The following is an 18856-nucleotide window of genomic DNA, read 5'->3' on the forward strand; positions in this document are numbered from 1 at the left end:
AGATGGGCAACGGGCGTGCCATGCCGAGATAAGCATGCACGCCCGCAACCGAAAGCGATTTTAGATCGATTTCAGGGATCAGACCGCCTGGCGCATCCGCCGGACATCCGGCGGGGTCGCCTCGTCGACCAGGGCGGCGATTGCCTCCTCGGTCGTCATCACTTTCTGGCCGTCGCTGCCGAGCCGGCGGACGGAGACCGAATGCGTCTCGGCCTCTTTCTTGCCGACCACGAGCAGTGCCGGGATCTTGGCCAGCGAGTGCTCGCGGACCTTGTAGTTGATCTTTTCGTTGCGCAGGTCGATCTCGACCCGTAGCCCCGCGCGCCGCGCCTGCTCCATAACCACCTTGGCGTATTCGTCGCCTTCCGAGGTGATGGTCGTGACCACCGCCTGCACCGGCGAGAGCCAGAGCGGGAAGTTGCCGGCATAGTGCTCGATCAGGATGCCGATATAGCGCTCCATCGAGCCGCAGATCGCACGGTGCACCATCACCGGCGGTTTCTTGCCGCCGTCATGGTCGATGTAGAACGCGCCGAACCGCTCCGGCAGATTGAAGTCGACCTGCGTGGTGCCGCACTGCCAGTCGCGGCCGATGGCGTCGCGCAGCACGTACTCGAACTTCGGCCCGTAGAAGGCGCCTTCGCCCGGATTGATCTCGGTCTTGATGTGATTGTTCTGCGCCTGGATCTCGCGCAGCACAGTTGCCATCACGCGTTCGGCGTGATCCCACATCGCATCCGTGCCGACGCGTTTCTCCGGCCGCGTGGAGAGCTTCACGGTGAGATCGCCGGTGAAGCCGAAATCGGCATAGGTCGACAGGATGAGATCGTTGATCTTCAGGCACTCGTCGGCAAGCTGATCCTCGGTGCAGAAGATGTGCGCGTCGTCCTGGGTGAAGCCGCGCACGCGCATCAATCCGTGCATGGCGCCGGACGGCTCGTAACGATGCACCACGCCGAATTCGGCGAGGCGCAGCGGGAGATCGCGGTAGCTCTTCAGGCCGTGCTTGAAGATCTGGACGTGACCGGGGCAGTTCATCGGCTTGAGCGCAAACCAGCGCTTGTCCTCGGCCTCGTCGCCGGCCGACTGCGCCGCGAACATGTTTTCGCGGTACCAACCCCAATGGCCCGAGGTCTCCCACAACGACTTGTCGAGGATCTGCGGCGCGTTGACTTCGTTATAGTCGCCGCTCAGGCGGCGGCGCATGTAGGCGATGAGCTGCTGAAAGATGGTCCAGCCCTTCGGGTGCCAGAACACGACGCCCGGACCTTCCTCCTGGAAATGGAAAAGGTCGAGCTCGCGCCCGAGCTTGCGATGATCGCGCTTCTCGGCTTCCTCGATCTGCTTGAGGTAAGCGTCGAGGTCCTCCTGCTTGGCGAAGGCCGTGCCATAGATGCGCGTCAGCATCGGGTTGTTGCTGTCGCCACGCCAATAGGCGCCGGCCACCTTCATCAGCTTGAAGGCGTTGCCGACCTTGCCGGTCGAGGTCATGTGCGGGCCGCGGCAGAGATCGAACCAGTCGCCCTGGTAGTAGATCTTGATCGGCTCGGTGCCGGGAATGGCGTCGACCAGCTCGACCTTGAAGGCTTCGCCCTTGTCGCGGAACACCTGTTTGGTCTTTTCGCGATCCCAAACCTCTTTCGTGAAGGGTTTGTCGCGCGCGATGATCTCGCGCATCTTTTTTTCGATCGCGGCAAAGTCTTCCGGCGTGAACGGCTCGTTGCGGAAGAAGTCGTAATAGAAGCCGTTCTCGATCACCGGGCCGATCGTGACCTGAGTGCCCGGCCAAAGCGATTGCACGGCCTCAGCCAGCACGTGCGCGCAGTCGTGGCGGATCAATTCGAGCGCGCGCGGATCGTCGCGGTTGACCAGCTCGATCTTCGCATCGGCTTCGATGGGATCGTTGAGGTCGGCGAGCTCGCCGTCGAGCGCCATTGCGACGGTGCGCTTGGCCAGCGAGGGCGATATGCCCTTGGCGATCTCGAGGCCAGTGATGCTCTTGTCATATTGGCGCTGGGCGCCGTCGGGGAAGGTGAGGGTGACTTTGGCGGCTGGGGTCACAGGCTTGAGATTGCTGAGGCTATATTGAAAGCCGGATTCGGATTTGGGCTGATCGGACATTGCTTTTCTCCTGAGGCTCACTCCTGCGAACGAGCGCAGGTAAGCGGGAACGAGCGATATATCAGGCGATTCGGCCTGCGCAATCCGGCAATTCCAAGAAAGAGGCGCGCAAAAGCCGGGGCGAGGCCGAACTATTTCGAACGGCGCCCTTTCGCTGGCGGCGCGCCTGCTCTACATGCATTTGCATGGAAAATCCCCGCGCCGGCCGTTTCGCGCCCACCGCCCTGATGCTTGGCAATCTCGTCACCGGTTGCTCGGTGCTGGCGCCGGCGGGAATGCTGCCGGAATTGTCGGCGGGGCTCGGGATCAGCATCCATGCGGCCGGGCTGCTCATCACATTCGGTGCGATCACACTATGCATCGGCTCGCCGCTGACGGCATGGCTGACCAGCCGCATCGAACGGCGGATCTTGCTCACGACCACACTCGCGGTGCTCGCCCTCGGCAATCTCGCCTCGGCCTTTGCGCCGGATTACGCGAGCCTCCTCGTTATCCGCCTGGTGATGCTCGCGGTCGGCGCGCTCTACACGCCTCAGGCCGCCGGTACGGCGGCGCTGATCGTGCCGGCGGAGCGGCGTGGCAGTACGATTGCCTACATCTTCCTCGGCTGGTCGTTGGCTGCCGCCATCGGCCTTCCTCTGATCACCTTCATCGCCAGCCGCTATGGCTGGCGCGCCGCCTATGGCGAGATCGGTGTGCTCGGTTGCGTCAGCTTCCTGTTGCTGCTCGTGCGTCTGCCAGCCGGTTTGAAGGGCACACCGGTCGACCTGAAAACCTGGGGCGCGGTCGGGCGCAGCCGGACCATCCTGTTGCTGCTTGCGATCACCATGTTGCAAATGTCCGGTCAGTTCGTGGTGTTCACCTTCATGGGCCCGCTGCTCAAGAAGCTCACCGACGCCAGCCCCGATGCGATCGGCATGGTGTTCGGCACCTACGGCGTCTGTGGTTTCCTTGGTGTCGTCATCGCGACCCGCATCGTCGACACCTGGGGACCTTACCGAACCTCGCTGCTGTTCACCTGCCTGCTGCTGGCGGGCATCACGGGCTGGGCGCTCGGTGCCGGCACGCTCATGTCGATGGCGGGCGCGGTCGCGATCTGGGGATTGGGCTTCGCATCGACCAATTCGATGCAGCAGGTGCGGCTGGTCGCAGCCGCCCCGCAGCTTGCATCGGCGACCGTCGCCCTCAACACCTCCGTGCTCTATATCGGCCAGGCCGTCGGCTCCGCCATCGGCGGACTGCTGTTCGCCCGCGAGCTGCTGCATCCGCTCGGCTTCGTGGCGTCCGGCTTCGTCGTGCTGGCGCTGATCCTGGTGATCCTGAGCCGGCCCCAGCGGGCCGCCGCTCCGGCCTGAATCGCGTGCTTTCCTGTGCGCAAGGCGCTTGGCAAACCGCGCGCGGGAGCGCTAGAAGGCGAGGCATGGGGACCAAAGAGAGTTGACTGAAATGAGGATGATTCTGGCGGTTGCCGCGGTGCTCTATTCAGCCTCCGCATTTGCACAGACCGACAAGCCACCGATGGTGGGGGACAAGCCGCTGGTGCAGGTGAAGCCCAAGGGGACCAAGGCCGGCACCAAGGAAGCCGCCGCCAAGCCGGCTGCAGCGCCCAAGGGCAAGCCGCAATCGGTCGCGGCGCGGCTCCAGGCCTGCCTCGAAACCGACGATGGCACCAAGGACCGGCTCAACTGCTACGACGCCATTATCCCGCCGACGCCCAAGCCCAAGCCGGCGAAGGCCAAGGGCTACGCCGATTGCCGGTTCTTCAAGGAAGAGGACGAGCGGCTGGCCTGCTTCAACGGCTTTGCCGAGAGCATTCCGAAGCTGCCCAAGACCTAGGGCCGTGCTGCGAGGGCCGGGCGCCTAGTCGGCGATCCGGCTCAGCACCGCCCTGAAGGCAACGCCCGGCACTTGCAGCGCGGTGCCTTCGAACTCGGCCGTGTCGCCGTCCTCGCGGCCGGCGAGTGTCAACGTGATCCGGTCGATGCCGAACAGCGCCTTGAACGACGGGTCGTCGTTGTAGCGCTCGGTCGAGATCTTGACCTTGATGCTGTCGCCTTCGCCCGCATAGGTGCCAATGAAGGCGAAGGCCGAATTGCCGCCGCGCATCTTGCCATCCGTCACATAGACGACTCCGCAGCCCGTCCCATGAACGGTATGGAAGTCGACCTTGTACAGTCCCTGACGCACTGCCTGTCCCCGCGGTATTCCAGGTGCACTGGTTCAAGTGCAGCTTGGCCGGCAAAATATGGTCGTGGCCGGCAGAAGCAATCCGGTAGCTGCCGGGGATTGTCGGCCATCAACACCGCATTTTGATCACGGCCCGACGGAATCGCAGCCAGCGCAGCGAAATGCCGGCGCGCGCAAAATCCAGACTAACGGCTTGGCGCGGAAGAGCTGGTGGCTGCGACGCGCGTCAGCGCCAGCGCCGGCGTTGCCGACATCTTCACCAGCACGTCCTTCAGCGGGTATTGCGTCCACGCGCGGTTAACGTAGTCGCGGTGGGTAATGCCGTCGCCGGTTTCGACGAACACGACACTGCCGGGACGCAACGGCCCATCCATGTCCTCGGAAACGCCGATGCCCTTCTGCCGCAGCATGCTCATCAACTCGCGGTCGCGCCGTGCGGTGTAGTGCGTATAGGAGCTGACGAAGAAGCCCGAGCGATGGCTCTCGATCCAGGAGGCGAACTTGTCCATTTCGCCATAGACCGCATCGAGCAGCACGACACCGCGGACGCGGTCGCTGATGCCGCCGACCTCGAGGCTCCAGGCGGTCGGCAAGAAGCCGCCGCTATAGCCGACGATCACGATCGGCATGTTGGCAAAGGCACGCGCGCTGTTGGGATCACCGGTCAGCTGCGCGAGGTGACTGGCAGACTCTTCCATGAAGCGCTTGAGGCCACCGGGTTGCCAGAATTTTCCAGCGCTGGAATCGGCGGCATCGACCGCCATCTGCGGCGCAAGCAGCACGGCATTGGCGCCGGAATCGGTGATCTGCCGCGGCACCAGCTGGCGGTCGCGCACGTCGCGCTCGAGCGTTGCGCCATTGCCGTGGAAGAACACCACGATCACGCCAGGCTTGCGGACGTCGAAATGCTCGGGGACGTGCATGAGCACGCGGCTGTCGTTGTAGGTCTCGTCCTGCCAGAACACGCGCCCGGAATAGCTGCGGTGGCCGCGGCGGTCGCCCTTGGAGATGTTGAGGAAGGGCGCGTCGGACGCAGGGTTGTTGCCGAAATAAGGGAAGGCCGAGGACTTCATGCTGACCAGCGTCGTCAGGTCTTGCCGTGGTGGACGCTGGTAGGGGATTTGCGGCTCCAGCGAGGCGATCTTGTAGGGTGCCTGCTCCGGCTGAGGCGGTTGCTGTACGGCGCGCTTGGGCGAGAAGTCCGACATCTGTCGTTGCAGAAGACTCTCGCTCGCCGAAGGGAAGCGCTCCCTGAACTGCGGGGCGGGGAAGCGATCTTCGAACGTGTCACCGCTCTGGGCTTGCGGATTGGTCTTCGCAACGACCTGGACGTTGGCCTGCGAGTTCGCCGCCAGCGCCGCCGGATTGGGAGCCCTGCCGCATTGAACCAGCGTCAGTGACAACGGCACCAAGCCTGAGATCAGGGCGATCCGAAGCGCATAACGCCGCGCCCCGGACGCCTTGGTCCGGTCAGCGCGCACGTCTGCCTTCAATTTCGGAACGGCCCCGACCATCCACCCATGACCCCAAGTCACGACCCAAGTCACACGTCCATCGGCGATCTTGAGACAATTGAGCCGACTGGCGTTTAGGTGACGTTAAGCGTCCGGAGAAACTTCCCCACATCCGGAACGGTCAAAAAAGACCATGCAATCGTGTCGCGATTGTGGGAGGGGAGTGCGTATTTCCGCGGCCAAATAGGGGTTTATTGCCCAAAGGCCGGCTTAAAAGGTGGCTGGTTACCCATCTTGGCCGCCTCATTTAACCCTTGTTAACCCTGCTTGAATTGACTGGACCAATCTGCACGATGCCTCCCACGAGGCGCGACGCCTGAGGCTAAGGACCCAGATGACGGCATCAGATGCGGGAACGGCGCCCTGGACCGGGCGGCTGAGCGGAGGTGGCTCCGGGGTTTCCGTTTTGGTCGCAACCGCGATCGTCGTTGCCGACATGATCGGGGTCGGCGTCTTCACCAGCCTCGGTTTCCAGGTCAAGGACATCCCCTCGGGCTTCTCGATCCTCGCGCTGTGGACCGTCGGCGGCATCGTCGCGCTGTGCGGCGTGTTCTCCTACAGCGAGTTGGGCGCGATGTTTCCGCGCTCGAGCGGCGAGTACAATTTCCTCGGCCGCGCCTATCATCCGGCCTTCGGCTTTCTTGCGGGATGGGTTTCGGCGACGGTCGGCTTTGCCGCACCCGTAGCGCTCGCGGCCATGGCTTTCGGCGAATACGCCAAGTCCGTCATGCCCGAGGTGCCACCGATCCCGCTCGCCATCGGCGTGGTGTGGCTGGTCTCGATCGTGCAATTGACCGGCGTCAGGCACTCCTCGACCTTCCAGCTGATCTCGACCATCCTCAAGGTCGTGCTGATCGTCGGTTTCCTGGTCGCAGGCTTCGTCGCCGGCACGCCGCAGCCGATCTCCTTTGCGCCGCACGCCGGTGATCTCTCCTATATCTTGAGCGCGCCTTTCGCGATCGGGCTTGTCTTCGTGATGTACTCGTTCTCGGGCTGGAACGCCGCGACCTACATCATCGGCGAGATGAACACACCGCAGCAGAGCCTGCCGCGTGCGTTGCTCGCGGGCACGGTGATCGTGCTGGTGCTCTATGTCGCGCTCAACGCTGTGTTCCTCTACTCGACGCCAATCAGCGCGCTGGCCGGCCAGCTCGACGTCGCAAGCGTAGCCGGCAGCGCCATCTTCGGAGGCCTCGGCGGCCGGATCGTCGGCGCCATGATCTGCGTCGGCCTGATCTCCTCGATCAGCGCGATGATGTGGATCGGCCCGCGCGTGATGATGACGATGGGTGAGGACATCCCGGCGCTGCGGATGTTCTCGACGCGATCGGCGAGGGGCGCGCCGGCCTACGCCATCCTGTTTCAGCTCGCAGTCGCCAACCTGCTGCTGTTCACGCGCAGCTTCGAGGCGGTGCTCGACTTCATCCAGTTCTCGCTGCTGTTCTGCTCGTTCTTCACGGTTGCCGGCGTCATCAAGCTGCGCATCACCGATCCCGATTTGCCGCGGCCCTATCGCGCTTGGGGATACCCGTTCACGCCGCTCATCTTCCTGCTCGTGACCGCGTCGATGATGTACTACCTCTTGACCGAGCGGCCTGTGCAGTCGCTGTCGGGCATGCTCGTCATGCTCTCGGGCCTTGTGATTTATGCTGTTTTCCGCAGGCGGCCGGTCGCCGCTGCTACGTCTCACAATCGCGAATAGACATGTTTCGACCCATGAGAATTGCGGCCGTCGCTCTTGCCATTATGGCTGCGGCCATCTCGTCCGCGCGCGCGGCCGAAGTCACCTTCGACGACACCGCGCGCTTCCTCGCGGGCATGCAGCCTTCGGCCGACTCGCCGCTGGTTGCGCTGACCAGGGACCCGTCCTGGCAGCATCACGCAAAATTCTTCGACGGCGCCTTCGCCCAGCTCGAGCAGCGGCAATTATCGAAGATCCGGAGCTGGTCGGACGTCAATCTCGCCGCACCGCGGCCGACCATGTTCTATTTCTTCAGCGGCCCGGATTTCCTCTACGCCAACGCCTTTTACTCCAAGGCCAGCACCTACGTGCTGGGTGCGCTGGAGCCGGTCGGTGCGGTGCCCGATCTGACCAGGCTGCCGCGCGGCTCGGTTGGTGCCGCGCTCTACAATGTCGAGCGCTCGCTCGGCTCGATCCTGAGCTTCTCCTTCTTCATCACCAAGCAGATGAAGGTCGACCTGCACGCCAATCAGGTCAACGGCACCTTGCCGATCCTCTACGTCTTCTTGGCGCGCTCCGGCAAAACCATCCGCAACGTCGAGACGGTCGCGCTCGACAACAAGGGCGGGGTGCACACGGGCAACGACAATCCGGGGCCGAACGCCACGCGCGGGGTTCGCATCATCTTTGCAGGTGCCGACGGCGAGGTGCGCACGCTGTATTATTTCTCGACCGATCTTTCCAATTCCGGGGCGCGCGCAACCGGCTTCCTGAAATTCTGCGAGACGCTCGGGCCAGGCAACAGCCTGCTCAAGAGTGCGTCGTATCTCTTGCACGCGGGAAACTTCACCGTCGCCCGCGACTGGCTGCTCGCCAACAGCGCGACCATCATCCAGGACGATTCCGGCATTCCGCTCGCCAACTACAATTCGCGGCAGTGGCGCTTCTTCCCGTTCGGCCGCTATCTGGGGCCGATCGACGAATTCCCAGGCCGCTATCAGGAGCGTTACGCCGAGCTGTTCACACGCGCCCAGCCGATCGATTTCGGCGTCGGCTATCGCTGGCGGATGCACGAGTCGAACTTGCTGCTGTCGGTGAAGATCCCGGGGAGCGAGGTCGCGCCGACCGCGGAGACGACCTCGTTTGTTGAACCGCCGCCGAAACCGCGGCCGAAGCGGCTGCGTCCGCCCGAGTCGATCCCGCCGCCGCCGGGACGCTTCTTCTGGTTCCGCTAGCTACCAGTGCACGCTCTGGCTTGGCACGATGAACGCCGTTGTGCTCGGCGGCGTTGCAAGGCTTGTTGCCAGATACCAGCCGGAGCCGACGACGAGCACGAGCAGCGCGATGATAGCGACCATGTCGATGGTGCGGGGGTCGTGATCCCGCGGATGGGAGCCAAGATGTGAACCAGGCCGGACGTGAGAATGAGGGCTGATTTTCCAGCGCATTATTGTTTCCTCCCTGAGGAGCAACACGACAACGCGATGGAAAAGTTCCGGTTCCGGTCGGAGCAGCGATGCGCAAAGCACCGCAGCATGCTTACGAGGCGTTGACACCGCGCCAGCGGCCGTAGCGCCAGGGCAGGTACCAGCGCGCGCCCCTCGGCGCGGCGACAGGCACGTTGTCGATGCCAGAGGTGCCGAAGGGGTTGCAGCGCAGCAGGCGCGCGAGCGTCATCCAGCCGCCGGCCCAGAGTCCGAACCGCTCGATCGCCTCGTCGCCATACACGGAGCAGGTCGGCAGATGCCGGCAGTTGTAGCCGACCAACGGCGACAGCGTGTGCCGATAGAGCCAGATCAGCGCGCGGCCGAATCTGCGAGGCAGCCGCAGCGCCTCAGCGACAGGGGTGGAGCAGTGCTCACAGCTTGTGTGCTTCATGTGCGCTTTGCCGCCATCGTGAGCGTCCGGTTGCGCAGTTCCAGCGCAGGGAACAGCGAGCTGTTGTGTCCACGCCATAGTTTGCCTGCTTTCTGGGAGCAGTGCAGCAAGTACCTATGGACGATCTGTATTCCCCCGGATACCATTTTTGTGACGTCCACGTGTAGACTCAGGGAACGTCGAAACGGGGCTTACCTGATTGCTTTTGGGGCTTGGGGAAGGAACCAGTTTGAGAGTTCTGAAGTCGCTCAACCTTCGTGGCTGGTTGCTGATGGGAACCGCCGCTTGTGGCGTCGTGTTGGCGGGCGCCATCGCGACTTTCGGTTCGTCGGCCAGCGCCGGCGCCTCGCTTGAAGAGCGCAAGCTGCCGATGAAGTTTGGCTGGGTGGCCTGCGAGCCCAATTGCCGAGGCTGGGTCAGCGCAGTCGGCATCATCACTGCTGATACACCGAAGGACTTCGACGACTTTGCCCGCGGACGCCAGCTCGGCGGCGCCACCGTCGTGCTCGACTCCAGTGGCGGTTCCGTCAACGACGCCATCACGCTCGGCCGGCGCTTCCGCAATCTCGGCCTCCTCACCACCGTGGGCATCACGCAGCAGGGCACCCGTCCGGCGGTTGCCTCGGAAGCCTATTGCGAATCCATGTGCGTGTTCCTGCTGCTGGCCGGCAAGAAGCGCTACGTGCCGGAAGCGGCCCATGTCCGCGTCCATCAGATCTGGATGGGCGATCGCGCCGATGACGCCAAGGCGGCGAGCTACAGCGCGCAGGATCTGATGATCGTGGAACGCGACATCGGCCGGCTCGCCAAATACACCTTCGACATGGGCGGGGCAGGCGACCTGCTGTCGCTCGCGCTCAACGTGCCGCCCTGGGAAGATCTCCACGAGCTCGACGCAGCCGAGCTGAAGCTGACCAATCTCGTGACGACCGATCTGGTCGCTGACGTGCTGCCGCATGTGGATGTGATGGCGCCTGCGGTGGCCGAGCTTGCGCCGAAGACGCAGGCAAGGTTCGGCGAGGAGCAGGCGCAGCCTGCCAAGTCGACGAAGACGGCCGAAGCTGTGGTGCCGACAGGTGGTGCCGCGACGCCGGCTGCGCTCCCACCGAAGTAGAGGCTTCAGCGTGGTCTCAGCCCTGCGCTGGGACCGGCTGCTTCGCCTTGGCCTCGATCTGGCCGATCGCATCCACCACCGCATCGAAGGTCAGCAGCGTCGAGGCATGGCGTGCCTTGTAGTCGCGGACCGGTTCGAGGAATTTGATTTCCTCCCACTTGCCTTCGGGAGGCGAACCATTCTCTTTCAGCATCTTGCGAACGGTTTCGCGTAACTCACGGAGTTCGCTCGCAGTCGAGCCGACCACGTGACTTGCCATGATGGATGAAGAGGCCTGGCCCAGCGCACAGGCCTTCACGTCATGGGCGAAGTCGGTGACGGTGTCGCCCTCCATCTTGAGGTCGATCTTCACGGTCGAGCCGCACAGCTTGGAATGGGCGGTGGCACTCGCGTCGGGGTCCGACAACCGTCCGAGGCGCGGAATATTCCCGGCCAGCTCGATGATCCGCTTGTTATAGATGTCGTTCAGCATGTGATGGAGTCCAACACTTACCTGCCGGATCGGCCTTGGCGGGCGCGGTCCATGGACCTATATAGGGCTGGAACTGGCGGAAAAACAGTCCGGCGGTGCGCAGGCGATGATCCAGATCTGCATTGCCGGCGTTATTGCCAAGAGACCTCTTTCGCCAAATACTGTTCTCTTCAGGCGTCCGGCGGCTTGTCCGCCCCGTCTGCCGGTGACACTCCGGCCGCAAGGCCGTCGAACGGAGTCGATATGGACGCTGCAATCAAATCTATCCGCCCGAGCAAGCCCTCTGACAAGCAGCTCGAGAGCCGCCCGGCCGAGCTCGATCCTGCCGAATTCCTTGCGGCCGCCGTCCGCGCCGACCAGCCGCGTCCAGCGCGTGCCGAGGCGGAAGCGGCGGTGAAAACGCTGCTCGCCTATATCGGCGAGAACACCGGGCGTGAAGGCCTGCTCGATACGCCGCGTCGCGTGGTCGAGGCTTTCGACGAGCTCTATCAGGGCTACCACCAATGCCCGGCCGAGGTGCTGGACCGCACTTTCGGCGAGACCGCCGGCTATGACGACTTCGTGCTGGTGCGAGACATCGAGTTCACGTCGCAATGCGAGCATCACATGATGCCGTTCTACGGCAAGGCGCACATCGCCTATACGCCGGTGGAGCGTGTCGTCGGCCTGTCGAAGCTTGCGCGCCTGACCGACATCTTCGCCCGCCGGCTCCAGACCCAGGAGCATCTCACGGCGCAGATCGCAGCCGCGATCGACGAGATCCTGAAGCCACGTGGCGTTGCCATCCTGATCGAGGCCGAGCATACCTGCATGTCGGTGCGCGGCGTCGCCAAGCATGGCGCCTCGACCTTCACCAGCCGCTACACCGGCATGTTCCGCGACAACCCGGCGGAGCAGGCCCGCTTCCTGTCCATGGTGCGAGGCATGGCGCGCTGACCTCGCGAACAACCGGCGAGATTTGTCGTGTCCGCACACTCCCACGAGATCGAGGAAGGCCTGGCCTTCCTCCCCAAGTTCGATGCGAACGGCCTCGTGACCTGCGTTGCGACAGACATCGCTACCGGTGACGTGCTGATGGTCGCGCATATGAATGACGAGGCGCTGCGCAAGACCATTTCCACCGGTGAAGCCTGGTACTTCAGCCGCTCGCGCAATGCCTTGTGGCGAAAAGGTGAGACCTCAGGTCAGACCCAGCGCGTGGTCGAGATCCGTACCGATTGCGACCAGGATGCGGTCTGGCTCCGCGTCGAGCAGATCGGCGCGGCCTGCCACACCGGCCGCCGATCCTGCTTCTATCGCAAGGTCGAAGCCGAGGGTGGTGGTGCGAAGCTCGTCTTCGTCGATGCTGACAGGCTGTTCGATCCGAACGCGGTCTACAAGAAGTAGGGCTTGCCCGCTGCCGATCGGCACCGGAATGAGCGCGACCGCCAAATTAACCCCGCGTTAACCATAACTGTCCCACGGTGGGACGATCAGGCCGCCGAATTGCCGGCGCCGCTCAACGCCGCGCGGGGCGGGCAGTCCATCATGTCGGTCGACAATTCCAGTGCCTCGCAGACAGCCGCGACCGACGGCTTGAAGCGCGTCGCTGGTGCGATCAAGCAGGGCTCGAACCAGACCGGCGTCAGCTTCGAATACATGCTGACCACCGCCAAGATGGAATCGGATTTCGATCCGTCGGCCAGCGCCACCACCTCGTCCGCCCACGGCCTCTATCAGTTCATCGACCAGACCTGGCTTGGCACGGTGAAGGAGGCGGGCGCCCAGCTCGGCTACGGCAACTATTCCGACGCGATCACACGGACGTCGTCAGGCACATATACCGTCGACGATCCCTTCATGAAGCGATCCATCATGAAGCTGCGCGACGATCCCGAGGCCGCGTCCAGCATGGCGGCGGCGCTGACGCAGTCCAACAGCTTCAAGCTCACCGGTCTGCTCGGCCGCAGGCCGTCCGACAGCGAGCTCTACATGGCGCATTTCATGGGCGTCGGCGGTGCGGCGAAACTGATTGCCAATGCCGAGGACAACCCGCAAGCGGTCGGTGCGCGGCTGTTTCCTAACGCAGCATCTTCCAACCGCTCGATCTTCTATGCCAAGGACGGTCGTGCGCGCAGCGTCTCCGAAGTCTATTCGGTGCTGAATGCGCGCTACGCCAGCGCCTCGAATGCGAAATCGACGCGCAGCGCGATGGCGATGTATGGCGACACGCCGTCGACCACGCAGGTTGCCGCCGCCAACGGCGTGCAGCCCACCGCACCGATGGCCAACAGCGCCGCCTATCTCCAGACCTTCCCGGATGCACGTGGCGTGACGCCGGTGAGCGCGACGTCGTCGACGACGGTCGCCGACAGCGCGCCCGTCACACCGGCATTCCGTTCGATCTATCAACCCGGCGATACAACGCAGCCGGTCTCGACGACGGTGCAGAAATTGTGGGGCAACAACGCCTCGCTCACTTCGGTCGCGTCATCAACGCCCGACGTGCGGCCGCCGCAACCGCTCGATCTCTTCAGCGATCGCAGCGGCACGTTCTCGAGCTAGCGCGCGGTCGCGGCCGTCGGGCCGTTTTCAGCCCTTAACAAATCATCAATAAAACCAGCCAGTTATGGTGAACGCTTTGTTAAGCGTCGTGGTTTATTTTGTGTTGCAGGTGACAAGCCGTCACCGTTTCGTTTTTTCGTTGCGTAAGCCGGAAGCACCATGATTGTTCGGCAGTTCATCAATTGGATCAGGACCGCGCCCGCCGGTGAGCGGGCGGAGGCAACGCGGGCATTGGCCCGGGCCTGGCTGATCTCGGACCTTTCTCACGACGACCGTGTCGCCGCCGAAGGCGCGCTGCTGATGCTGCTCGACGATCCTTCGCCGCTGGTGCGGCAGGCGATGGCCGAGGCTTTTGCACGCAGCACGGATGCGCCGCCGTCGATCGTGCGGGCGCTGTCGGCGGACCAGCCGACCGTGGCGCTGCCCGTGCTCGAACATTCACCGCTGCTGATCGATGCCGATCTCGTCGACATCGTCGCGACCGGCAATGACGACGTGCAATGTGCGGTCGCCCGCCGCATCGCGCTGCCGGTCTCGGTCTGCGCCGCCATCGCCGAGGTGGGCTGCGCGGCCGCCGCGCTGGAGCTCATCGAAAACCCGCACGCCGAGCTGGCACCGTTCTCGTGGAATCGCATCGTCGAACGCCACGGCCATCTCGCCGCGATCCGCGAGGCGATGCTGGTGCTGGACGACATTCCCGCTGCAACCCGCGCCGCGCTGGTGGCAAAGCTCTCCGAGACGCTGGCGCAGTTCGTGGTGGCGCGGAATTGGCTGAGCGCCGACCGTGCCGAGCGCATGACGATCGAGGCGCGCGATCGCTCCACCATCAACATCGCAGCGCGCTCGCGCGGCGACGACATGCAGGGCCTGGTGAAGCATCTGCGGATCACCGGCCAGCTCACCGCGGGTCTGATCCTGCGTGCGCTGCTGTCGAGCAATCTCGACCTGTTCGACGCCGCGCTCGCCGAACTCGCCGATCTGCCGCTCGCGCGCGTCTCCGCACTGCTGCACGACCGTGGCGGCAACAGCCTGCACGCGCTACTCCGTCGCGCCGGGTTGCCCGAGGCCACGTTCGCGGCCTTCCAGGTCGCGCTCGATGCCTGCCACGAGCAGGGCTTTGTCGACACCGACGACACCGCGGCACGCTTGCGCCGTCGCATGGTCGAGCGCGTGCTCACCCATTGCGAGACCGACCGCGGCGCCACCGAGCCGCTGATGGTCCTGCTGCGCCGCTTCGCCACCGAATCCGCGCGCGAAGAGGCGAGATTGTTCTGCGACGAGCTCGTCGCGGAAGACACAATCGATCCCATGTATGACGATCTGATTGCGGCATAACGAGATGCCGTAGGGTGGGCAAAGGCGCCCTTGCGCCGTGCCCACGATTTATCCGCCTAATGAGCTGACTGGTGGGCACGCTCCGCTTTGCCCACCCTACGATATCTTACCTTGCCGAAAGGGAGGACTACTCCGCCGGCACGATGCTCGGTGCGAGGATCACTTCGAGATGCTCGGGGCGGTCGCGGTTGACGTCGGCGAGATAATCATCGGCGACCTTGCGCAGACGGCGGCTGAGCTCGGCGGAGACGCTGATGCTGTCGAGCTTGGTGTTCTCGTGCACGATGGCGAGGATCGCGTTGATGTGGTGCGTGAACAGCTCGGCCGGCACCTTCTCGAGATCCGGCGCATGCTCGATGACGCGGCACAGGCTCTCGGCAACTCCCGCCGCGGCGGGAAAGCCGAACGTGGCGGCGTCGCCCTTGATGTCGTGCGCGGCGTGGAACAGCTCGTCGCGCCGCTCCTTGGTGAAGCCGTCGTTGCGGATGACGACATAGGCAGACGATAGCCGGTTGACCTCGGTCGTCATCCAGCTCTTGAACTCGCCGGACAGATCGGCAAGCGCCTTCTCGGCGCGTGCGATCGGATCGTCCATGTCCTTTTCTGCGACCCGGCGCAGAACCTTGCGCAGCGGATTGGGCTGCGTGATCACATGATGCGTGGCGAAGGCCGTGACCTCGATATCCTTTGCGCTGTTCTTCGCCATGATGCCTGCCTCGTCGGGTGAGACGTTGCGCTAGATGGAGGAGCGGGCCTTGTCGAGCAGCGAGGGCTGCTGGAGCACCTCGTGCTTTTCGCCGACGCGGCGCTCCGGACCCATATAGGCGGAATTGGTGTTGCGGCGCCGGTCAGGGCCGAAATAGGTTTTGGTCTTGATGAAGGGCCGGGGACTGGCGACCACGTTGAGAATGCGCTGGTAGAGGCCCTTGGCCGAGATCGGCTTGGCCAGGAATTCGGTGACGCCGGCATCGCGCGCGACCGTGACGCGGCGCTTCTCGGAATGCCCCGTCAGCATGATGATCGGCGCGTAGGGGTTACCCTTGGATTCCGGCTGTCGGATCATCTGCGCAAGCTCGAGCCCGTCGAAGATCGGCATCGCCCAGTCGGTGATGACGATGTCGGGCACGTAATGGCTGTACATTTCCAGCGCGGTCGCGCCGTCCTCCGCCTCATAGACCTCGCGCGCGCCGAACGAATGCAGCAGCGTCCGCAGGATGCGGCGCATGTGCGGATTGTCGTCGCAGACGAGGAAGCGCAGCTTGTTGAAGTCGATGCGAAACATGACGCCCAGGCCAAAGGGTCAACTTTCATTAACCATATCGTGCGGAGGGTTAACGAAGCGTTGCGATCGGGCGCCCGGAGGGCTGCGGGGCGGGCAGGTCAGTAGCCGAACTGCTCGCGCAGGATACGCTCTTCCAGGCTGTGGCCTGGGTCGAACAGCATGCGCATCGAGATGGTCTTGTCGGAGAGGATCTCGACGCGCCGGACCCTGCGTACCTCCTCATGGTCGGCGACGGCCGCGACGGGCCGCTTGTCGTCTTCGAGCACCTCGATCACGACATAGGCCGTGTTGGGCAGCAGTGCGCCGCGCCAGCGCCGCGGCCGGAAGGCGCTGATCGGTGTCAGCGCCAGCAAAGCGGCGTTGATCGGCAGGATCGGTCCTTGGGCGGAGAGGTTATAGGCGGTCGAGCCTGCCGGCGTCGCCACGATGATGCCGTCGGCGATCAGTTCGGGCATGCGCTCGCGCTCGTCGATCAGGATGCGCAGGCGCGCTGCCTGGGAGGTCTGGCGGAACAGATAGACCTCGTTGATGGCGTGATGCAGGTGGACGCGGTCGTTGGTATCGGTCGCGCGCATCAGCAGCGGGTTGATCTCGGATTCATGCGCCGCCTCGAGGCGCGTGCGCAGATCGTGCGTCGAGTACTCGTTCATGAGGAAGCCGACCGTGCCGCGGTGCATGCCGTAGATCGGCTTTCCCGAGCGCATGTGCTGGTGCAGCGTCTGGAGCATCAGCCCGTCGCCGCCGAGCGCGACCACGACGTCGGCCTCGCTCGGATCGCAATTGCCATATTGCGTGCTGAGCTGGTGGAGGGCGGCCTCTGCGTCGCTGCTCGGGCTGGCGACGAAGGCGATCCGGTCGTATCGCGATGGCTTGGTCATGGCTTCCAGATCTTGGCTTCCAGGCAGGTGTCGCTGGCTCGAGAAAGTTCCGCCGAGGTCGTCTATACGACCTGGGCCTCTATTGTCGAGGACGACCGCCCGGCAAGGCAAACGGGTCGGTCGGCCCGGCATCCCGATTCCAGACAAAAGCGATGCGGATCGGCCCGGAATGCCCTTCCCAAGGCTTCCGATCCCCCAAACCGTCGCAATTGCCCGCTACAGCTGTGGCCGGGGACCGACGGGCGGCTGGGAGAACGATCATGATCATGAGCTTGCCGATGCTGCGCCGCGCGGGGTTGGTGCTGACGGTGTCTGCTTTCGCGCTTGCGGGCCTGGCGCTCACGGATTTGGCGCGCGCGGACGATCCGCCGCAGCCGCGCAACGAGGCGGCGGCGCCCGCGGGGCAGAAGGGCGGGCGGGGCGGCAATGCAGCGCAGGCGTCGCCCGCGGCCGCCGACCAGCATCGTCTGCCGGGCGACCAGACCACCAAGCAGACCCTCGATCTGCCGGGCCGAACGCTCAACTTCGCCGCGACCGCCGGCTCCGTCCGCGTATTCGACGAGAAGGGGGAGCCGCTCGCCGACATCGCCACCACGTCTTACGAGCTGGACGGTGCCGATCGCGCCACGCGTCCGGTGACGTTCCTGTTCAACGGCGGGCCCGGTGCCTCGTCGGCGTGGCTGCAGTTCGGCGCGGCCGGGCCGTGGCGGCTGCCGCTCGACGGCGAGGGGTTGTCGCCGTCGGCTTCGCCCGAGGTGAAGCCGAATGCGGAAACCTGGCTCGACTTCACCGATCTCGTCTTCATCGATCCCGTCGGCACAGGCTACAGCCGTGTCATCGCGAGCGGCGAGGATACACGCAAGCGGTTCTATTCGGTCGACGGCGACGTCAACTCGATTGCGCTCGTGATCCGCCGCTGGCTCGAGAAGCACAACCGACTGACCTCGCCGAAATATGTGGCGGGCGAGAGCTATGGTGGGATTCGCGGGCCGAAGGTCGTGCGCCAGTTGCAGATTCAGCACGGTGTCGGCGTCAAAGGGTTGATCCTGGTGTCGCCGCTCCTGGATTTCCGCGAGTTCACGGGCACGAGCCTTCTGCAATATGTCGCGACCTTGCCGAGCTATGTGGCGGTGGCGCGTGAAGCCAAGGGGCCGGTCAAGCGCGCCGATCTCGCTGACGTCGAGGCCTACGCCCGCGGCGAGTTTCTAGCCGACCTCGTCAAGGGCGAGGCAGACAAGGAAGCCACCAATCGCCTGGCCGACAAGGTCGCCGAGCTGACCGGCCTCGACCCTGCGGTGAGCCGCAGGCTCGCCGGCCGCTTCGACGTCAGCGAATTCCGCCGCGAGCTCGACCGCAAGAACGGCATGGTGACCGGGCGCTATGACGCCTCCGTGCGCGGTCTCGATCCGTATCCGGATTCGAGCAGCTCGCGCTTCGGCGACCCTTCAGGCGATGCGCTTCAGGCGCCGCTGACGAGTGCCGCGGTCGATGTGCTCACGCGCAAGCTCAATTGGCGCCCCGACGGCTCCTATGAAGTCCTCAATGGCGCGGTCGAGCGCAACTGGGACTTTGGTGGCGGCATCAACCCGCCGCAATCGCTGTCGGAGCTGCGCCAGATTCTCGCCACCGATGCGAAGCTGAACGTGCTGGTCGCGCACGGCCTGTTCGATCTCGCAACGCCCTATTTCGGCACAAAGCGGGCGCTCGACCAGCTGCCGTCCTTTGTGACGTCGCGCGTGAAGTTTGTCGTCTATCCCGGCGGCCACATGTTCTATTCGCGCGACGGCTCGCGACAGGCGCTTCGGAGCGAGGTGGAGACCCTGATCAGGGAGTAGGAGACCGCCGAGGGA

19 protein-coding genes are annotated in these 18856 nt (G+C 64.3%); 10 read left to right on the plus strand and 9 right to left on the minus strand.

Annotated elements, in window-relative coordinates:
* Positions 1–78 precede the first annotated feature (78 nt).
* Complete coding sequence (gene thrS / locus QA645_RS16765) at positions 79–2121, minus strand: threonine--tRNA ligase (protein WP_254132318.1); 2043 nt, start codon at positions 2119–2121, stop codon at positions 79–81.
* Between the two features lie 185 nt (positions 2122–2306).
* Between thrS and QA645_RS16770 the strand changes: the two genes are divergently transcribed.
* Together QA645_RS16770 and QA645_RS16775 are read left to right on the plus strand one after the other, a co-directional pair.
* Positions 2307–3476: an MFS transporter gene (locus tag QA645_RS16770; RefSeq protein ID WP_283051593.1), complete on the plus strand. Its 1170-nt coding sequence runs from the start codon at positions 2307–2309 to the stop codon at positions 3474–3476.
* A 91-nt stretch (positions 3477–3567) separates the two neighbouring features.
* Positions 3568–3957 carry a hypothetical protein gene (locus QA645_RS16775; protein ID WP_254132316.1) on the plus strand — a complete coding sequence of 130 codons (390 nt, stop codon included), beginning with the start codon at positions 3568–3570 and terminating at the stop codon, positions 3955–3957.
* Between the two features lie 24 nt (positions 3958–3981).
* Here the strand turns inward: QA645_RS16775 and QA645_RS16780 are convergent, their stop codons facing one another.
* Positions 3982–4308 (minus strand): GrlR family regulatory protein, encoded by a 327-nt coding sequence (locus QA645_RS16780; RefSeq protein ID WP_254132315.1) that lies wholly within the window; start codon positions 4306–4308, stop codon positions 3982–3984.
* 185 nt (positions 4309–4493) lie between these two features.
* The gene (locus QA645_RS16785) at positions 4494–5822 is read right to left on the minus strand and encodes an alpha/beta hydrolase (RefSeq protein WP_283051596.1); all 1329 of its coding nucleotides are present in this window, start codon (positions 5820–5822) and stop codon (positions 4494–4496) included.
* 334 nt (positions 5823–6156) lie between these two features.
* Here QA645_RS16785 and QA645_RS16790 point away from each other — a divergent pair, with 334 nt between their 5' ends.
* Together QA645_RS16790 and QA645_RS16795 are read left to right on the plus strand one after the other, a co-directional pair.
* Positions 6157–7524, plus strand: coding sequence for an amino acid permease (locus QA645_RS16790; RefSeq protein ID WP_283051597.1), 1368 nt, complete (start codon positions 6157–6159; stop codon positions 7522–7524).
* Between the two features lie 2 nt (positions 7525–7526).
* A complete protein-coding gene (locus QA645_RS16795; RefSeq protein ID WP_283051598.1) occupies positions 7527–8738 on the plus strand; it encodes a hypothetical protein in 1212 nt (403 codons plus the stop codon).
* Here QA645_RS16795 and QA645_RS16800 read toward each other — a convergent pair whose 3' ends face one another.
* Together QA645_RS16800 and yidD are read right to left on the minus strand one after the other, a co-directional pair.
* Entirely contained in the window at positions 8739–8951 is a 213-nt protein-coding gene (locus QA645_RS16800) for a hypothetical protein (protein WP_254132311.1), read from the minus strand. It abuts the gene before it with no gap.
* A gap of 91 nt (positions 8952–9042) precedes the next feature.
* The gene (gene yidD, locus QA645_RS16805) at positions 9043–9381 is read right to left on the minus strand and encodes a membrane protein insertion efficiency factor YidD (protein ID WP_254194287.1); all 339 of its coding nucleotides are present in this window, start codon (positions 9379–9381) and stop codon (positions 9043–9045) included.
* A 271-nt stretch (positions 9382–9652) separates the two neighbouring features.
* Between yidD and QA645_RS16810 the strand changes: the two genes are divergently transcribed.
* Entirely contained in the window at positions 9653–10495 is an 843-nt protein-coding gene (locus tag QA645_RS16810; protein ID WP_254196273.1) for a hypothetical protein, read from the plus strand.
* 16 nt (positions 10496–10511) lie between these two features.
* On the opposite strand, the gene QA645_RS16815 is transcribed toward QA645_RS16810, so the two are convergent.
* A complete protein-coding gene (locus QA645_RS16815; RefSeq protein ID WP_254132308.1) occupies positions 10512–10967 on the minus strand; it encodes an iron-sulfur cluster assembly scaffold protein in 456 nt (151 codons plus the stop codon).
* Between the two features lie 243 nt (positions 10968–11210).
* Here QA645_RS16815 and folE point away from each other — a divergent pair, with 243 nt between their 5' ends.
* From folE to QA645_RS16835, 4 genes are all read left to right on the plus strand, one after another.
* Positions 11211–11903 carry a GTP cyclohydrolase I FolE gene (gene folE, locus QA645_RS16820; RefSeq protein WP_254132307.1) on the plus strand — a complete coding sequence of 231 codons (693 nt, stop codon included), beginning with the start codon at positions 11211–11213 and terminating at the stop codon, positions 11901–11903.
* 27 nt (positions 11904–11930) lie between these two features.
* Positions 11931–12353, plus strand: coding sequence for a phosphoribosyl-AMP cyclohydrolase (gene hisI, locus QA645_RS16825; protein ID WP_283051600.1), 423 nt, complete (start codon positions 11931–11933; stop codon positions 12351–12353).
* A 141-nt stretch (positions 12354–12494) separates the two neighbouring features.
* Positions 12495–13511 (plus strand): lytic transglycosylase domain-containing protein, encoded by a 1017-nt coding sequence (locus tag QA645_RS16830; protein ID WP_283051602.1) that lies wholly within the window; start codon positions 12495–12497, stop codon positions 13509–13511.
* 159 nt (positions 13512–13670) lie between these two features.
* On the plus strand, positions 13671–14846 hold the full coding sequence (locus QA645_RS16835; RefSeq protein ID WP_283051603.1) for a DUF2336 domain-containing protein: 1176 nt from the start codon (positions 13671–13673) through the stop codon (positions 14844–14846).
* A 127-nt stretch (positions 14847–14973) separates the two neighbouring features.
* On the opposite strand, the gene QA645_RS16840 is transcribed toward QA645_RS16835, so the two are convergent.
* The 3 genes from QA645_RS16840 to QA645_RS16850 all read right to left on the minus strand — a co-directional run bounded on the left by QA645_RS16840 (position 14974) and on the right by QA645_RS16850 (position 17006).
* A complete protein-coding gene (locus QA645_RS16840) occupies positions 14974–15552 on the minus strand; it encodes an Hpt domain-containing protein (RefSeq protein WP_254194282.1) in 579 nt (192 codons plus the stop codon).
* A gap of 30 nt (positions 15553–15582) precedes the next feature.
* Entirely contained in the window at positions 15583–16128 is a 546-nt protein-coding gene (locus QA645_RS16845; protein WP_008133731.1) for a response regulator, read from the minus strand.
* Positions 16129–16226: 98 nt separating this feature from the next.
* The gene (locus QA645_RS16850; protein ID WP_283051608.1) at positions 16227–17006 is read right to left on the minus strand and encodes an NAD kinase; all 780 of its coding nucleotides are present in this window, start codon (positions 17004–17006) and stop codon (positions 16227–16229) included.
* Between the two features lie 260 nt (positions 17007–17266).
* Between QA645_RS16850 and QA645_RS16855 the strand changes: the two genes are divergently transcribed.
* Positions 17267–18841 (plus strand): peptidase S10, encoded by a 1575-nt coding sequence (locus tag QA645_RS16855; protein WP_283051609.1) that lies wholly within the window; start codon positions 17267–17269, stop codon positions 18839–18841.
* Positions 18842–18856 lie beyond the last annotated feature (15 nt).

This window comes from Bradyrhizobium sp. CIAT3101, from assembly GCF_029714945.1.
Lineage (GTDB): Bacteria > Pseudomonadota > Alphaproteobacteria > Rhizobiales > Xanthobacteraceae > Bradyrhizobium.

Excerpts from the sequence above, each read along its gene's own strand:
- thrS (WP_254132318.1), bottom strand. The coding sequence starts at position 2,121 with ATGTCCGATCAGCCCAAATCCGAATCCGGCTTTCAATATAGCCTCAGC.
- QA645_RS16855 (WP_283051609.1), top strand. The coding sequence starts at position 17,267 with ATGATCATGAGCTTGCCGATGCTGCGCCGCGCGGGGTTGGTGCTGACG.
- yidD (WP_254194287.1), bottom strand. The coding sequence starts at position 9,381 with ATGAAGCACACAAGCTGTGAGCACTGCTCCACCCCTGTCGCTGAGGCG.
- QA645_RS16800 (WP_254132311.1), bottom strand. The coding sequence starts at position 8,951 with ATGCGCTGGAAAATCAGCCCTCATTCTCACGTCCGGCCTGGTTCACAT.
- QA645_RS16775 (WP_254132316.1), top strand. The coding sequence starts at position 3,568 with ATGAGGATGATTCTGGCGGTTGCCGCGGTGCTCTATTCAGCCTCCGCA.
- QA645_RS16790 (WP_283051597.1), top strand. The coding sequence starts at position 6,157 with ATGACGGCATCAGATGCGGGAACGGCGCCCTGGACCGGGCGGCTGAGC.
- QA645_RS16810 (WP_254196273.1), top strand. The coding sequence starts at position 9,653 with ATGGGAACCGCCGCTTGTGGCGTCGTGTTGGCGGGCGCCATCGCGACT.
- QA645_RS16795 (WP_283051598.1), top strand. The coding sequence starts at position 7,527 with ATGTTTCGACCCATGAGAATTGCGGCCGTCGCTCTTGCCATTATGGCT.
- QA645_RS16835 (WP_283051603.1), top strand. The coding sequence starts at position 13,671 with ATGATTGTTCGGCAGTTCATCAATTGGATCAGGACCGCGCCCGCCGGT.
- QA645_RS16785 (WP_283051596.1), bottom strand. The coding sequence starts at position 5,822 with ATGGTCGGGGCCGTTCCGAAATTGAAGGCAGACGTGCGCGCTGACCGG.
- folE (WP_254132307.1), top strand. The coding sequence starts at position 11,211 with ATGGACGCTGCAATCAAATCTATCCGCCCGAGCAAGCCCTCTGACAAG.
- QA645_RS16850 (WP_283051608.1), bottom strand. The coding sequence starts at position 17,006 with ATGACCAAGCCATCGCGATACGACCGGATCGCCTTCGTCGCCAGCCCG.
- QA645_RS16770 (WP_283051593.1), top strand. The coding sequence starts at position 2,307 with ATGGAAAATCCCCGCGCCGGCCGTTTCGCGCCCACCGCCCTGATGCTT.
- QA645_RS16815 (WP_254132308.1), bottom strand. The coding sequence starts at position 10,967 with ATGCTGAACGACATCTATAACAAGCGGATCATCGAGCTGGCCGGGAAT.
- QA645_RS16830 (WP_283051602.1), top strand. The coding sequence starts at position 12,495 with ATGTCGGTCGACAATTCCAGTGCCTCGCAGACAGCCGCGACCGACGGC.
- QA645_RS16845 (WP_008133731.1), bottom strand. The coding sequence starts at position 16,128 with ATGTTTCGCATCGACTTCAACAAGCTGCGCTTCCTCGTCTGCGACGAC.
- QA645_RS16840 (WP_254194282.1), bottom strand. The coding sequence starts at position 15,552 with ATGGCGAAGAACAGCGCAAAGGATATCGAGGTCACGGCCTTCGCCACG.